The 14,292-nt window shown below is 44.9% G+C and carries 15 protein-coding genes; 13 read left to right on the top strand and 2 right to left on the bottom strand.

Annotated elements, in window-relative coordinates:
* Position 1: 1 nt before the first annotated feature.
* From hybA to trpA, 13 genes are all read left to right on the top strand, one after another.
* Positions 2–1,042, top strand: a complete 1,041-nt coding sequence (gene hybA, locus ACO59Y_RS02335) for a hydrogenase 2 operon protein HybA (RefSeq protein WP_486130462.1) — start codon at positions 2–4, stop codon at positions 1,040–1,042.
* Positions 1,035–2,261 (top strand): Ni/Fe-hydrogenase cytochrome b subunit, encoded by a 1,227-nt coding sequence (gene hybB, locus ACO59Y_RS02330; RefSeq protein ID WP_486130289.1) that lies wholly within the window; start codon positions 1,035–1,037, stop codon positions 2,259–2,261. The genes hybA and hybB overlap by 8 nt, the downstream gene beginning before the upstream one ends.
* The gene (hybC, locus tag ACO59Y_RS02325) at positions 2,261–3,970 is read left to right on the top strand and encodes a hydrogenase 2 large subunit (protein WP_486130287.1); all 1,710 of its coding nucleotides are present in this window, start codon (positions 2,261–2,263) and stop codon (positions 3,968–3,970) included. Before hybB ends, hybC begins: the two co-directional genes overlap by 1 nt.
* Entirely contained in the window at positions 3,970–4,461 is a 492-nt protein-coding gene (locus ACO59Y_RS02320; RefSeq protein WP_486130285.1) for a HyaD/HybD family hydrogenase maturation endopeptidase, read from the top strand. The genes hybC and ACO59Y_RS02320 overlap by 1 nt, the downstream gene beginning before the upstream one ends.
* Before the next feature lie 123 nt (positions 4,462–4,584).
* Positions 4,585–5,094: a hydrogenase-2 assembly chaperone gene (hybE, locus tag ACO59Y_RS02315; protein WP_373604265.1), complete on the top strand. Its 510-nt coding sequence runs from the start codon at positions 4,585–4,587 to the stop codon at positions 5,092–5,094.
* A gap of 29 nt (positions 5,095–5,123) precedes the next feature.
* Complete coding sequence (gene hybG / locus ACO59Y_RS02310; protein WP_486130282.1) at positions 5,124–5,399, top strand: hydrogenase maturation factor HybG; 276 nt, start codon at positions 5,124–5,126, stop codon at positions 5,397–5,399.
* 334 nt (positions 5,400–5,733) lie between these two features.
* Positions 5,734–6,000, top strand: a complete 267-nt coding sequence (locus ACO59Y_RS02305; protein WP_373604260.1) for an oxaloacetate decarboxylase subunit gamma — start codon at positions 5,734–5,736, stop codon at positions 5,998–6,000.
* Between the two features lie 13 nt (positions 6,001–6,013).
* Positions 6,014–7,810: a sodium-extruding oxaloacetate decarboxylase subunit alpha gene (oadA, locus tag ACO59Y_RS02300; protein WP_486130280.1), complete on the top strand. Its 1,797-nt coding sequence runs from the start codon at positions 6,014–6,016 to the stop codon at positions 7,808–7,810.
* A 10-nt stretch (positions 7,811–7,820) separates the two neighbouring features.
* Positions 7,821–9,125, top strand: coding sequence for a sodium ion-translocating decarboxylase subunit beta (locus ACO59Y_RS02295; RefSeq protein WP_486130278.1), 1,305 nt, complete (start codon positions 7,821–7,823; stop codon positions 9,123–9,125).
* Positions 9,126–9,511: 386 nt separating this feature from the next.
* Positions 9,512–10,267 carry an SDR family oxidoreductase gene (locus ACO59Y_RS02290; protein WP_486130276.1) on the top strand — a complete coding sequence of 252 codons (756 nt, stop codon included), beginning with the start codon at positions 9,512–9,514 and terminating at the stop codon, positions 10,265–10,267.
* The gene (locus ACO59Y_RS02285) at positions 10,260–10,700 is read left to right on the top strand and encodes a hypothetical protein (protein ID WP_486130274.1); all 441 of its coding nucleotides are present in this window, start codon (positions 10,260–10,262) and stop codon (positions 10,698–10,700) included. Before ACO59Y_RS02290 ends, ACO59Y_RS02285 begins: the two co-directional genes overlap by 8 nt.
* A gap of 9 nt (positions 10,701–10,709) precedes the next feature.
* On the top strand, positions 10,710–11,909 hold the full coding sequence (trpB, locus tag ACO59Y_RS02280; protein WP_486130272.1) for a tryptophan synthase subunit beta: 1,200 nt from the start codon (positions 10,710–10,712) through the stop codon (positions 11,907–11,909).
* Entirely contained in the window at positions 11,906–12,724 is an 819-nt protein-coding gene (gene trpA, locus ACO59Y_RS02275) for a tryptophan synthase subunit alpha (RefSeq protein ID WP_486130270.1), read from the top strand. The genes trpB and trpA overlap by 4 nt, the downstream gene beginning before the upstream one ends.
* Positions 12,725–12,969: 245 nt before the next feature.
* On the opposite strand, the gene ACO59Y_RS02270 is transcribed toward trpA, so the two are convergent.
* The gene (locus ACO59Y_RS02270; RefSeq protein ID WP_486130268.1) at positions 12,970–13,419 is read right to left on the bottom strand and encodes a ClpXP protease specificity-enhancing factor; all 450 of its coding nucleotides are present in this window, start codon (positions 13,417–13,419) and stop codon (positions 12,970–12,972) included.
* The gene (sspA, locus tag ACO59Y_RS02265; protein ID WP_486130266.1) at positions 13,419–14,057 is read right to left on the bottom strand and encodes a stringent starvation protein SspA; all 639 of its coding nucleotides are present in this window, start codon (positions 14,055–14,057) and stop codon (positions 13,419–13,421) included. Before sspA ends, ACO59Y_RS02270 begins: the two co-directional genes overlap by 1 nt.
* Positions 14,058–14,292: the final 235 nt, after the last annotated feature.

Genomic DNA, 14,292 nt, shown 5'->3' with positions numbered 1-14,292 from the left:
GATGGATAGACGAAAATTTCTTAAAGCCGGTGTGCTTGGGGGAATCGCCTCTTCTTTGCCTGTATCCAATGCACAAGCAACAGAAGCTGTTGAGCCCATTCCCGGTGCGCTCGGTATGCTTTATGACTCCACGCTTTGTGTCGGCTGCCAAGCTTGCGTGGCGGAATGTCAGCAAGTAAATAGTACGCCGGTGAATCCGAAAGGTGAGCAAATTTGGTCAAATAATGACAAACTCACTCCCTTCACTCGTAATATCATTCAAGTTTGGTCAGACGGCGACGGACAAAATAAAGACCAAACGGAAAATGGTTACGCTTATGTGAAAAAACAATGCATGCATTGTGTCGATCCTAACTGCGTGGCGGTTTGCCCCGTTCAAGCTCTCACTAAGGACACGAAAACCGGTATAGTGAAATACGATCCGGATATTTGCACCGGTTGTCGTTATTGCATGGTGGGTTGCCCGTTTGATGTACCGAAATATGATTACGACAATCCATTCGGTCAAATCAGCAAATGTGAACTTTGCAACCAAAAAGGCGTGGAACGCTTAGACAAAGGCGAATTGCCGGGTTGCTGTCATGTTTGTCCAACCGGTGCGATTATCTTCGGTACACGCGAAGAACTATTGGCCGAAGCCAAACGTCGTTTAACGTTGTTACGCGGTAGCCAATATGATTATCCGCGCCAACACGTGAACAGCAATGATAAATATCGCGCCACCGTACCGGCTTATCAATTCCACGTTTACGGTGAAAAAGAAGGTGGTGGTACTCAAGTACTTGCATTAAGCGGTGTGCCGTTTACTAATCTCGGCTTACCGGAATTAGATGAAGTCGCGACCGGTTCCCGCGCAGCTCACTTACAACACTTCTTATATCGTGGTTTAGCGCTACCGTTAGTAGCCCTTGCTGGTCTTACCTTTATGACTTATAAAAATATGCATGGCGATAAAATCGCCGAACGTATCGCCAAACAAAAAGAAGCGATGCGTCAAGCTCGTAAAGAAATTGAAGAAGCGGAGGATGAACATCATGAGTAATCCACGTCCGGTGGGCGGTCGTCTGATTTCTGCCACCATTTTGTTTTTTGCGCCATTGGCCATTATCTGCATATTGCTCATTCTAAAACGTCTGGTATTCGGTATCGGATCCGTCACCGCATTGAACGGTGGTTATCCTTGGGGTTTATGGATCGCTTTCGACTTATTGGTCGGTACCGGTTTTGCTTGTGGCGGTTGGGCATTAGCTTGGACGGTTTATATTTTCAATAAAGGAAAATATCACGGTCTTGTTCGTCCCGCGCTGTTAGCCAGCTTATTCGGTTATTCTCTTGGTGGTTTATCCATTACCATTGATATGGGACGTTATTGGCATTTACCGTATTTCTATGTGCCAGGACAATTCAACACAAATTCCGTGTTATTTGAAACCGCATTCTGTATGACCATCTACATCTGCGTGGTGACATTAGAATTTGCGCCGGTATGGCTTGGTTTCCTTGGCTTGAAAAAATGGTTTGACAAACTCAACAAAGTGATGTTTTTCATTATTGCCTTGGGCGCCTTGTTACCGATGATGCACCAATCTTCCATGGGGTCATTAATGATTGTTGCGGGTCATAAAGTGCACGATGTATGGCAAAGTTATGAGTTATTGCCGATTCTCTCTTTACTCACCGCCTTTATTATGGGCTTTTCCATTGTGATTTTTGAAGGTTCATTGGTAAAAGCCGGTCTTGCAGGTAAAACCCCGGATGAACGTCATTTATTTACTCAATTAGCACGGGTAACTGCCGGTTTAATTTTCTGTTTCTTAGCTGTACGTTTCGGCGAATTGATTTACCACAATAAACTTCATTTAGTCTTCGGCTTTGATAAATTGAACAAATTCGAAGCGTGGATGTTCTGGATGGAAGTTTGGTTAATGGTATTACCATTACTCACCCTTTTCCTTGGCGAGAAAAAATCCGATTCCCGTTGGTTATTTATTTCAGCATTGAGTATGTTACTTGGCGCCGCATTATGGCGGATGAACTATTCGCTGATTATGTACGATCCGGGTAATGGCTATAAATATTTTCCTTCAGCCGAAGAATTATTAATTTCAATCGGTTTTGTATCCATTGAAGTCTGTGCCTATATTTTAATTATCCGTTTATTCCCTGTTCTTCCTGTTTTCAAAGAAAAACATACAGAGGATTCCGAAAAAATTATTGCCGAAAAAGCGGCATTCAGTAAAAAAATGAGTGGAGCTGAATAATGTCAGAAAAAAAACGCATTTCCATTGACCCGATTACTCGTATTGAAGGTCATTTACGCATTGATTGTGAAATTGAAAACGGTGTCGTCACCAATGCGTGGTCATCCGGTACCATGTGGCGAGGAATGGAAAATATCGTAAAAGGTGCGGATCCGCGTGACGCATGGATGATTATGCAACGTATTTGCGGCGTCTGCACTACCGTACACGCCATCATCAGTGTGCGTGCGGTAGAAGATGCTATCGGCGCAAAAGTACCGGTGAATGCACAGTATATCCGCAATATGATTTTAGCCGCTCATAGCATGCACGATCACATCGTCCATTTTTACCAACTTTCTGCTATGGACTGGGTGGATATTACCGCAGCGCTTCAGGCTGACCCTGAAAAAGCGGCAAATATGCTCAAAGGTATTTCGACTTGGTCGTTGAATAGTGCGAACGAATTTCGCAACGTACAGAAAAAAATTCAAGCCTTAGTGGATAGCGGACAGCTCGGTATTTTCGCCAACGGTTATTTTGGTCATCCGGCAATGAAATTACCGCCGGAAGTGAATCTCATCGCCGTTGCGCACTATTTGCAAGCGTTGGAATGCCAACGCGATTGCAACCGCATTGTAGCCTTGCTTGGCGGTAAAACACCGCACATTCAAAACTTAGCCATCGGCGGTGTAGCCAACCCAATCAACTTGGATTCACAATCCGTTCTAAACTTAGAACGTTTAATGTTCGTGAAAGCCTGTATCGATCGTTTAAATGATTTCGTTACCCAAGTTTATCGTGTCGATGCGGCGGTGATTGCCGCTTATTATCCGGAATGGCTAAACTTAGGCAAAACCTCCGGAAATTATCTTTCCGTACCGGAATACCCGATTGACGGAGACAATTCTAAATTTGCATTGACCGGTGGTTATATCGAAAACTTCGACCTAACTACTTTCCGTCCAATCACCCAGCCAAAAGATGACTTTGTGGTAAAAGGCATTAAAGAAAGTGGCAAACACGCTTGGTATGAAGATGATGAAGCACTCGAACCTTGGGCCGGTTTAACCCGCCCGAAATATACCGGTTGGCAAGATGAGGGCAAATATTCTTGGGTGAAAGCTCCAAGTTTCTACGGCAAAGTGGTGGAAGTCGGTCCATTGGCTTATTTAATGTGTAACTTGGCAAGCGAAAATAAAGACACCTTAAATCATCTCAACCACATCAAAGGCTTATACGCGACCTTAACCGGCAACGAGCTTTCCGTTGATCAATTACATTCTACTCTCGGACGCATTATCGGCCGTACCGTGCATTGCTGTGTGCTAAACAACATTTTGGCGCAACAATGGCAATTGCTCATTGATAATATTGGCACCGGTGATACTGTGGCCTACTTAAAAACCGATATTCCACAAGGGGGCGAATTTAAAGGCGTCGGCTTTGGTGAAGTGCCACGCGGTATGCTTTCCCACTGGGTGGTGATTAAAAACGGTCGTATCGAAAATTATCAAGCCGTAGTACCTTCCACCTGGAATGCAGGGCCGCGTAACCAAAATGACGAAATGGGGCCTTACGAGCTTTCCATTATCGGTACGCCGGTGGCAGATCCAACCAAACCACTGGAAGTGGTGCGCACTATTCACTCTTTCGACCCTTGCATGTCCTGTGCAGTGCACGTTGTGAATACGGAAAACGGCGAAGTCACACAAATAAAGGTGCTTTAATGGCTGAAATTGCAAGAAAGCCGTTGATTTTAGGTGTCGGCAATATTTTACTGGGTGATGAAGGCGTAGGCGTACGAATCGCTCAAGCCTTAGAAAAACGTCCTGAAATCCTATCGCACTTTGATGTAGTGGACGGCGGTACCTGCGGCATGGAATTGCTCGATGATATGGCAAATCGCGAGCACATTATCATCGTTGATGCGGTGCTGGCGAACAAGGCGCCGGGCGAAATTATCGTGTTACACGATGAGCAAGTACCTGTATTTTTCTCACGTAAAATTTCACCGCATCAACTTGGTATTTGCGACGTGCTATCCGCCTTGAAATTAACCGATGAATTCCCGAAAAATCTATGCTTAATTGGCATTCAACCGGAAACACTTGAACCGCAAATCGCCTTAAGTGAAATCGTGCAAAACCAATTTCCAGAGATTTTTGAAACGTTAGAAAAGGTTTTGAAAAACTATCATTTCTCGATAAATTTATCATAACGCTCCGCCTTCCTTCCGCTTGCCCAAGCCTAAGGAAGGCATTCAATGCGGTGCTGATTCGCACTTCCGTTGCGGTCTTGTCTTAGCAGCGCCTGATAAATGAAGAACGAACACAATTAATTTATGTACCGACACGAAAAGACACTTGAAAATAGCACCGCATTGGAAGGTGTAATAACGGGTTTTGAACAGGATCCCTCTGCCCTTTTTCAATCGGCAATGGAAGCCGTCTCCAAAGAAATGCAAGATTTGCCGTTTTATCGTCACGGCATCAAATGCTATTGCCCGAAATTTGTTTTATTTGAAAACCAATGGATCGGCACGGTTGTTACGCCATGGATGTTAAGCGTTGTCATTCTGCCCGGCAAAGGGCAACAATGGCAACCGCGCGAGCTGGGCGATAAACTGACCATTCAACTGCCGTACAAATCCCTCACTTTTACAGTGAGCGGTATAGCGCAAATTCCACAATATTTGAGCTGCTCACTTCATTCTCCACTCAATGCGGTGCTCTCCAACGCACAAGCCGTTCAGCTCGCGCAAGATTGTCTTCGTATGATTTTATCCATGCCGACAAAAACACCGAGTTTTGATCAGGATCGTCGCAGCTTGTTCCGCGCGATGGTAAAATAAGCGCGATTTTCAACAGGAGTGAATGAATTATGTGTTTAGGTGTGCCCGGTCAAATTGTCAAAATCGGCGACAGCGCGCTACAACTCGCCACCGTGGATGTGTGTGGCGTACAACGCGAAGTCAATATTTCCCTCATCTGCAACGACGACCCGAAACCGCTCCTCGGCAAATGGGTTCTCGTCCACGTCGGCTTTGCCATGAGCATCATCGATGAAGAAGAAGCCAAACAAACCCAAGAAGCCTTGCTTGCTATGAGCCAGTTGGAACATGAAGTGGGCGATTTTTTGGGGTTGAATCAGCAATAGATAGATCAAAGTGCGGTTAGAATTTTAAGTATTTTTCTAGGTGAAAAATGGTTGGGATTTTAACCGCACTTTTGTTAATAAATAGGAATGACTTAAGATTCTCAGATAGCGCGCGTCTCCCGACGCGTGCTTGTAACTCACTAAACTTAGTGGGCATGCGTCAGGAGACACGAGCCATTGATAATATTTAGATCACACAAAATCCATCTCAAAAAACCACCGCACTTTTCCCTGCCACTTTTCCTATTCCACGCAATTTATGATCTCAATCACGGTTTTGTGAAAATGACTTGGGTAGAATAAAAATCCCATATTAAATATAAGGATACGACTAATGACTTCGGCAGAACTTTTTGGTGAAGGAATTAATCTGATGTTTTCAGGGATGGGTTTTGTGCTGGTCTTTTTGCTCATTTTGATTTGGGCGATCGGACTGATGTCGAAACTTATCAATAAATATTTTCCTGAGCCTCAACCCTCGCCAAAAACTCCCCAAAATTCTACCGCGCTTTCTGCGCTTTCCACTGACGATTTTGAGCGTTTGCGCCCTGTGATTGCAGCGGCTATCGCGCACCATCGCCGTACCCAACAGTTCAAATAATAAGGATTTTACTATGACTAAAAAAATTAAAATGACCGAACTGGTGCTTCGTGATGCTCACCAATCGCTTTTAGCTACCCGTTTACGTCTCGATGACATGTTGCCGATCGCGCAAGAATTAGACAATATCGGTTATTGGTCGTTAGAAGCTTGGGGCGGTGCAACCTTTGACAGTTGTATTCGTTTTTTAGGGGAGGATCCGTGGGTACGTTTGCGTGAATTGAAAAAAGCCTGTCCGAAAACCCCGTTACAAATGCTGTTACGTGGTCAAAACCTCTTAGGTTATCGCCACTATGCCGATGACGTGGTAGAACGTTTCGTCGAACGTTGTGTGGCGAACGGTATGGACGTGTTCCGCGTATTTGATGCGCTCAACGACCCGCGTAATATGAAAGCAGCGCTGCAAGCCGTGCGTAAATTCGGCGGTCATGCACAAGGGACATTAAGTTATACCACCAGCCCGGTGCACACCATGCAAACTTGGCTCGACACCACAGAACAACTACTTGAAATCGGTATCGACAGCTTGGTCATCAAAGACATGTCAGGTATTTTGAACCCGATGGCGGCGGCAGACTTAGTGCGCGAAATCAAAAAACGTTTCGACGTGGAATTACATTTACACTGCCACTCGACTACCGGTATGGCTGAAATGGCGCTATTAAAAGCCATTGAAGCAGGCGTAGATGGTATTGATACTGCAATTTCCTCTATGTCAGGCACCTACGGTCACCCGGCAACAGAATCCATGGTTGCTACCTTACAAGGCACTGAATATGACACCGGTTTGGATATTCCGCGTTTGGAAAAAATCGCTGCCTATTTCCGTAATGTGCGTAAAAAATATGCCAAATTTGAAGGTCAGTTACGTGGCGTAGATAGCCGTATTTTAGTGGCACAAGTGCCGGGTGGCATGCTTACCAACTTAGAAAATCAATTAAAACAACAAAACGCTTCCGACAAATTGGATTTGGTTTTAGAAGAAATCCCACGCGTACGCAAAGATTTAGGTTACATTCCACTTGTTACCCCAACTTCTCAAATTGTCGGCACACAATCCGTTATTAACGTGCTGACAGGCGAACGCTATAAAACCATCGCGAAAGAAACCGCCGGTATTTTAAAAGGTGAATACGGTAAAACACCTGCACCGGTAGATAGCGCATTACAAGCTCGCGTATTAGAAGGTGCCGCTCCGGTGACTGACCGTCCAGCCGATCACATTGCGCCTGAAATGGTGAAAATTGAAGCTGAAGTTGCCGAACAAGCCAGAGTGAAAGGGGTAAAATTAGCAGATAACGCGGTGGACGATGCTTTAATCGTGGCGCTGTTCCCTCAAATCGCGTGGAAGTTCTTAGAAAACCGTAACAACCCGGCAGCCTTTGAACCGGCACCAACCGGCAATGAAAGTGCGGTAGAAAATAAACCTGTTTCTAAAGCTGCACCTGCGGCCTCCGGCTCCACCGTTTATACTGTGGAACTGGAAGGTAAAGCCTTTGTGGTGAAAGTCAGTGAAGGCGGCGACATTTCACACGTAGCCACAACAACTCCACAAGCTGCTCCACAAGTCGCACCGGCACCAGCGCCAACCAGTGGTGGCACACCGGTAACTGCGCCAATGGCGGGTAACATTTGGAAAGTCGTGGCAACAGAAGGTCAAACTGTCGCGGCAGGTGATGTGTTATTCATTCTTGAAGCCATGAAAATGGAAACCGAAGTCAAAGCGGCACAAGCCGGTACCGTGCGTGGTATTTGTGTCAAAGCCGGCGATGCCGTCGCGGTGGGTGATACCGTTATGAACCTCGTCTAAGGAGTTACCTATGGATAGCATTATTGCATTAATTCAGGGTATGGGACTGTTCCATTTGCAATGGGGGCAAGCGGTGATGATCGCTATCAGCTTGCTCCTGTTGTGGCTTGCTATTTCGCGCAAGTTTGAGCCGTTGCTGTTATTGCCTATCGGCTTTGGTGGATTGTTATCAAACATTCCCGAAGCCGGTCTTGCCATGACCGCATTGGAGAATTTGCTTCATCTCGGCTCACCGGAGCAAATTGCCGTAATTGCCGCGAAATTAGGTGTCTCCGCTGATCCGGCACTCATTAAAACTGCACTTGCGACAGCCTCCGGCTCTACCGTAAATCAACTGGAAGCCTTGTCAATGGACATGGGATACAGCGCCGGGATCTTGGCGTTGTTCTATAAAGTGGCTATCGGTTATGGCATTGCGCCGTTAGTGATTTTCATGGGCGTAGGCGCGATGACAGACTTCGGCCCGTTATTGGCAAATCCGAAAACGTTACTGCTTGGTGCTGCGGCACAGTTCGGTATTTTCGCCACCGTACTCGGTGCATTGGCATTGAACTATTTCGGTATTATCGAATTCACGCTCCCACAAGCAGCGTCCATCGGTATTATCGGTGGTGCGGATGGTCCGACCGCGATTTACCTCACCAGCAAACTCGCGCCGGAATTGCTTGGTGCCATTGCTGTGGCAGCTTATTCCTACATGGCGTTAGTGCCCTTAATTCAGCCACCGATCATGAAAGCCTTAACCACGGAAGAAGAACGTAAGATCCGCATGACACAAATGCGTCATGTGAGCAATCGTGAAAAGGTCTTATTCCCGGTGATTTTGCTGTTGCTCGTTGGTTTACTTTTACCGGATGCCGCCCCATTGCTTGGAATGTTCTGTTTCGGTAACCTCATGCGCGTCAGTGGCGTGGTAGAACGTTTAAGCGATACTACACAAAACGCCTTGATTAACATCGTCACCATCGTGCTTGGCTTGTCAGTGGGTTCCAAACTCATCGCCGATAAATTCCTACAACCGCAAACCTTGGGTATTTTAATTCTTGGCGTGATTGCCTTCGGGATCGGTACCGGCAGTGGTGTGTTAATGGCGAAATTGATGAACAAATTCAGCAAAAACAAAATTAACCCGCTCATTGGTTCTGCCGGTGTGTCTGCCGTACCAATGGCTGCACGGGTTTCTAACAAAATCGGTCTGGAAGCAGACAACCAAAACTTCCTACTCATGCATGCCATGGGGCCGAACGTTGCCGGTGTGATTGGTTCCGCCATTGCTGCCGGAGTAATGCTGAAATATGTGGGTGCGATAATGTAACATTAAAAACGTTGCGAAAAAAAGCACCACACTTTTTAAGTCAAATAATGGCGCGTGTTTCCTAACACGTGCCTTTTTATTTTTCTAAAACCTAAAATCCATCTCAAAAAACAACCACGCTTTTGTTCCTCCCTTTGTTCAAATTTCTTAGTAAAAATTCTATATTTTTTTGTACTAGTGTAGTAGTATGTTACATATTCACGTAAAGATGCGGTCATTTTTTATGACAAGCTTAGTATTATGTAGTAAACACATAAAACAGCACCGCATTGGAAGCCACTTCAATGCGGTGCTATTTTGTAAGGTCATTTCAGTTTTGTGCAACAACCACATAACTTTGGATAAACGCAAAAAACACATATTCAATGAAAATTAAGGAGAAAAAGATGACAAGAATTGCACTGGTTACGGGGGCGACCGCCGGGTTTGGTTGCGCTATTTGTCGTACATTGTTAGACGCCGGATATTTCGTTATTGGTACAGGACGAAGAAGCGAACGTTTAGCGCAACTGCAACAAGAATACGGCAAACACTTCTTCCCGCTCGCCTTTGATATTTCCGATCGTCACGCTGCCGAAACCGCTCTAAAAAACCTTCCGCCAGAATGGCAGGCAATCGATTTATTGGTCAATAACGCAGGGCTTGCGCTCGGATTGGAATCTGCTGATAAAGCCGATTTAGACGATTGGGAAAAAATGATTGATACCAATGTGAAAGGTTTGGTGACCATAACGCGTTTAGTGTTGCCGCAAATGGTCGCACGTAATCAAGGGCACATTATCAATTTAGGCTCTATCGCAGGCAATTACGCTTATCCGGGCGGCAATGTTTACGGCGGCACCAAAGCCTTTGTGAAACAGTTTAGTTTAAATCTGCGCGCCGATCTTGCCGGCACCCATATTCGCGTTTCTAATGTAGAGCCGGGCTTGTGTGGCGGTACGGAATTTTCTAACGTGCGATTTAAAGGCGACGATGCCCGCGCGGCACAAGTGTATGAAAACGTGCAATATGTCACGCCACAAGATATTGCCAATATCGTCCTCTGGCTTAACCAACAACCGGAGCACGTGAATATTAACCGCATTGAAGTAATGCCGACGGCACAAACCTTTAACCCGTTAAAAGTGAGCAAAAATGACTAAACAACCCGGCAAACTTTCCCGCTTTTTAACTGAAATTACTGAGCCTTATTTGGCCTTTTTACGTGGGCTAACGCCTGCCTTGTTGTTTTTTGTGCTGTATATGGTGATGACGGAATACATCAAAGATCCGGAATTTAGAAAAGAATTATTTTTCTATATTAATGAGCCCGATTTAATCGACATCGTCTATTATGCAATCCGTTGCTTTGTCGCCATTCCATTGTTAATTATGCTCTCTGCCTATTTGCTAAGTTTGCGCAGTTTTTATTTGAAACAGCAAAATATCCTTGCCGAGATCGGTTTTAGCCCGATTACGACATTTTTACTTTGGGCGATTTTTTGGTTAATTCAACTGATTTCAAGTGTATTTGTTGTATTATTCGCTGTCATAAATTTCTACAAAATCTACGACAGCCTGTTTTTAATGTCATAAGGAAAACTCATGTCTGAAACGATTTTAAACCCTTATTTCGGCGAATTTGGTGGAATGTATGTACCGGAAATTTTAGTGCCGGTGTTGCAACAGCTGGAAAAAGCCTTTGTTGAAGCGAAAGACGATCCTGAATTTCAGCGTGAATTTCAGGATTTATTGAAAAATTACGCAGGCAGACCGACCGCACTTACCCTTTGCCGTAACTTAACAAGAGGCACAAAAGCCAAAATCTATTTAAAACGCGAAGATTTGTTACATGGCGGCGCCCATAAAACCAACCAAGTTTTAGGTCAAATTTTATTGGCAAAACGCATGGGCAAAACCCGCATTATTGCGGAAACCGGTGCGGGACAACACGGGGTGGCGACCGCACTTGCCTGCGCCATGTTGGATATGCCTTGCCGTGTTTATATGGGCGCGAAAGACGTGGAACGACAATCGCCAAACGTCTTCCGTATGCGTTTAATGGGCGCGGAAGTGGTGCCGGTGGAAAAAGGCTCCTGTTCTTTGAAAGACGCCTGCTGTGAAGCCATGCGTGATTGGTCGGCAAACTATGAAACGACCCATTATTTATTAGGTACGGCGGCAGGCCCGCACCCGTTCCCGACGATTGTGCGTGAATTCCAAAAAATGATTGGTGAAGAGACTAAGCGTCAAATTTTGGAAAAAGAAGGTCGCTTGCCGGATGCCGTGATTGCGGCGGTAGGTGGCGGCTCAAATGCCATCGGTATGTTTACGCATTTCATTGATGAACCGAATGTGCGTTTAATTGGCGTAGAACCTGCCGGTAAAGGCATTGAAACGGGCGAACATGGTGCACCATTAGGGCACGCCAAAGTCGGCATTTATTTCGGCATGAAATCGCCGTTAATGCAAACGAAAGACGGGCAAGTAGAAGAATCCTACTCGATTTCTGCCGGTCTTGACTTCCCTTCCGTCGGCCCGCAACACGCCTATTTGCAAAGTATCGGACGCGCAGAATACCCGAGCATTACCGATGACGAAGCCCTAAACGCGTTCCAAGCACTGGCGAAACATGAAGGCATTATTCCGGCGCTGGAAAGCTCCCACGCCCTTGCGCAAGCATTAAAAATGATCCGCCAAGAACCGAATAAAGAACAAATTTTAGTGGTGAATTTATCCGGTCGTGGTGATAAAGACATTTTCACCGTTGATAAAATTTTAAATGAAAAAGGAATGCAATCATGAGCCGTTTTGAAACTACCTTTGCCCAATTAAGCGCGAAAAATGAAGGCGCATTTGTTCCTTTTGTAACCTTATGCGATCCGACTTTCGAGCGTTCTTTTGACATCATCTGCACTCTTGTGGATAACGGCGCGGACGCCTTGGAACTGGGTTTTCCGTTTTCCGATCCGCTATTGGACGGTCCGGTCATTCAAGCTGCCAATAATCGTGCGTTAAATGCCGGTCACAGCACCGAAGACAGCTTCAAATTGCTGGAAAAAGTGCGGTCGAAATATCCGGAGATTCCGATCAGCTTGTTACTTTGCGCTAATTTGATTTTTGCCAAGGGCTTGGATAATTTCTATCAACGTTGTGCCGAGGTTGGCGTGGATGCGGTGTTGGTTGCCGATATTCCGTTGTTGGCAAAAGACGATTACGTTGCCGCAGCCAAAAGACATGGCATTCAGCCCGTCTTTATTTGTCCACCGAATGCGGATGAAAAAACCGTTCAAGGCGTGGCGCAAAGCAGCGAAGGCTATACTTATCTGGTTTCTCGTGCCGGCGTCACCAGTGCGGAAAACCAAAGCCATGCAGCGAATTTGGATACGCTCGTAGAACAATTAAAAGCGCATAATGCGCCCCCTATTCTACAAGGCTTTGGTATTGCACAGCCTGCGCAAGTAAAAGAAGCGTTACAGCTTGGCGCAGCAGGCGCAATTTCCGGTTCGGCAACGGTGAAAATCATTGAACGGAATTTAGATAATCACGCTCAATGTTTGAATGAACTGGGCGAATTCGTACGCAAAATGAAAGCGGCGACGAAACGCTCAAATTCATAAAAATCAACTATATCGCAAATGTACGAAATAATTGTTGTTGAAGTACTTGCTGCCTCTATCGATAAACAATAATTTCAACTTTAGCCGGTCTGATCTAAAAACAGCACCGCATTGAAATTGCTTCAATGCGGTGCTGTTTTGTGAGAACAATGTCATCTTTATGCAACTATGACATATGACGCTGTTTCAAAAAAATACCCGCATTTTCATGCGGGCAATGTTATATCAATTTTAAATCAAATCGCTTAATCAACGATGCGCAAATGAGACGACTTAGGTGCTGTTTTCTTGTTAGATGTTTTTGGTTTATTCACCGCTTCAGTAAAGTCATTGGGTTGATCTATATCCGGCTCGCTATTTAGTTCGTCGTAAATTGCTTCCGGCTCAAACATAACTCCATCGCCATTCTCACGGGCATAAATCGCAAGCGCTGCACCCATCGGGATATAAAGTTCACGCGAAACACCTTTAAAACGAGCATTAAACTGAATGAAATCGTTCGCCAATTGTAAATTGCCGGTGGCGTGAGCGGATAAATTGAGTACAATTTGGCCGTCTTTTACGTACTCAAGTGGCACATCGACCCCCCAATATGTCGCATCTACGACTAAATATGGAGTGAAATTGTTATCCACTAACCAATCGTAATAAGCGCGCAATAAATACGGGCGCTTAGGAGAAGATTTATATTCCATTATTTATCGTCCATTAGATTTTTCGGCGCCACTTCGCCTACAGATTGTAAGAATGAATCACGGCTAAATACGCGATCCATGTAACTCTTTAATGCCTTGCTACCGGCACCGGTGAACTCTACGCCAAATTGTTTTAATTTCCATAGCAACGGTGCCACGTAACAATCGACAAGACTAAACTCTTCGCTCATAAAATAGGGCATTTGTTGGAAAATAGGTGAAACGGCCAGTAATTCTTCCTTTAATTGTTTTAAGGCTTCCGCACGTTCCGCGTCATTTCCTTTTTCCGCTTTCGCCAATGCAGGATACCAATCTTGTTCAATTCGTAGCATTAAAAGACGGCTTTTACCACGGGCAATAGGATAAACCGGCATAAGCGGAGGGTGTGGAAAACGTTCGTCAAGGTATTCCATAATAATTCGTGAACTGAATAACACCAAATCACGATCGACTAATGTCGGCAACGAACCGTAAGGATTTAGTTCCATTAAATCTTCTGATAGCGCATGCGGATCAACCTCTTCATTCTCATAAGCCACGCCCTTCTCAGCCAATACGATTTTCACTTGATGACTGTAAATATCATCTTTATTTGAAAAAAGTGTCATGACGGAACGTTTACTTGATGCATTGGACATTGATTCCTCCGAAGATCCAAATTAGGTATAGATGTTATAAAACGGTTGAGCATTCTAACACAAAGCGCGACAAAAGCGTTAATAGAATATTATTTTCTCTTTAGATTCAGTAAGTTATAAAAATTTTGAGATTTCTGAAAACATAAAAAAAAAAAGCAGAGATTGCTCTCTGCTTTTTGTAAAAACGTATAAAAATTAACGTTTGGAGTATTGTGGACGACGACGTGCTTTGTGT

The sequence above is a fragment of the Rodentibacter sp. genome (assembly GCF_057314195.1).
This window is presented reverse-complemented; position numbering and strand designations above follow the sequence as displayed.

What these genes read in the sequence shown, in the direction of transcription:
- hybA (WP_486130462.1), top strand. Translation starts at nt 2, where the DNA reads ATGGATAGACGAAAATTTCTTAAAGCCGGTGTGCTTGGGGGAATCGCC.
- hybB (WP_486130289.1), top strand. Translation starts at nt 1,035, where the DNA reads ATGAGTAATCCACGTCCGGTGGGCGGTCGTCTGATTTCTGCCACCATT.
- hybC (WP_486130287.1), top strand. Translation starts at nt 2,261, where the DNA reads ATGTCAGAAAAAAAACGCATTTCCATTGACCCGATTACTCGTATTGAA.
- ACO59Y_RS02320 (WP_486130285.1), top strand. Translation starts at nt 3,970, where the DNA reads ATGGCTGAAATTGCAAGAAAGCCGTTGATTTTAGGTGTCGGCAATATT.
- hybE (WP_373604265.1), top strand. Translation starts at nt 4,585, where the DNA reads ATGTACCGACACGAAAAGACACTTGAAAATAGCACCGCATTGGAAGGT.
- hybG (WP_486130282.1), top strand. Translation starts at nt 5,124, where the DNA reads ATGTGTTTAGGTGTGCCCGGTCAAATTGTCAAAATCGGCGACAGCGCG.
- ACO59Y_RS02305 (WP_373604260.1), top strand. Translation starts at nt 5,734, where the DNA reads ATGACTTCGGCAGAACTTTTTGGTGAAGGAATTAATCTGATGTTTTCA.
- oadA (WP_486130280.1), top strand. Translation starts at nt 6,014, where the DNA reads ATGACTAAAAAAATTAAAATGACCGAACTGGTGCTTCGTGATGCTCAC.
- ACO59Y_RS02295 (WP_486130278.1), top strand. Translation starts at nt 7,821, where the DNA reads ATGGATAGCATTATTGCATTAATTCAGGGTATGGGACTGTTCCATTTG.
- ACO59Y_RS02290 (WP_486130276.1), top strand. Translation starts at nt 9,512, where the DNA reads ATGACAAGAATTGCACTGGTTACGGGGGCGACCGCCGGGTTTGGTTGC.
- ACO59Y_RS02285 (WP_486130274.1), top strand. Translation starts at nt 10,260, where the DNA reads ATGACTAAACAACCCGGCAAACTTTCCCGCTTTTTAACTGAAATTACT.
- trpB (WP_486130272.1), top strand. Translation starts at nt 10,710, where the DNA reads ATGTCTGAAACGATTTTAAACCCTTATTTCGGCGAATTTGGTGGAATG.
- trpA (WP_486130270.1), top strand. Translation starts at nt 11,906, where the DNA reads ATGAGCCGTTTTGAAACTACCTTTGCCCAATTAAGCGCGAAAAATGAA.
- ACO59Y_RS02270 (WP_486130268.1), bottom strand. Translation starts at nt 13,419, where the DNA reads ATGGAATATAAATCTTCTCCTAAGCGCCCGTATTTATTGCGCGCTTAT.
- sspA (WP_486130266.1), bottom strand. Translation starts at nt 14,057, where the DNA reads ATGTCCAATGCATCAAGTAAACGTTCCGTCATGACACTTTTTTCAAAT.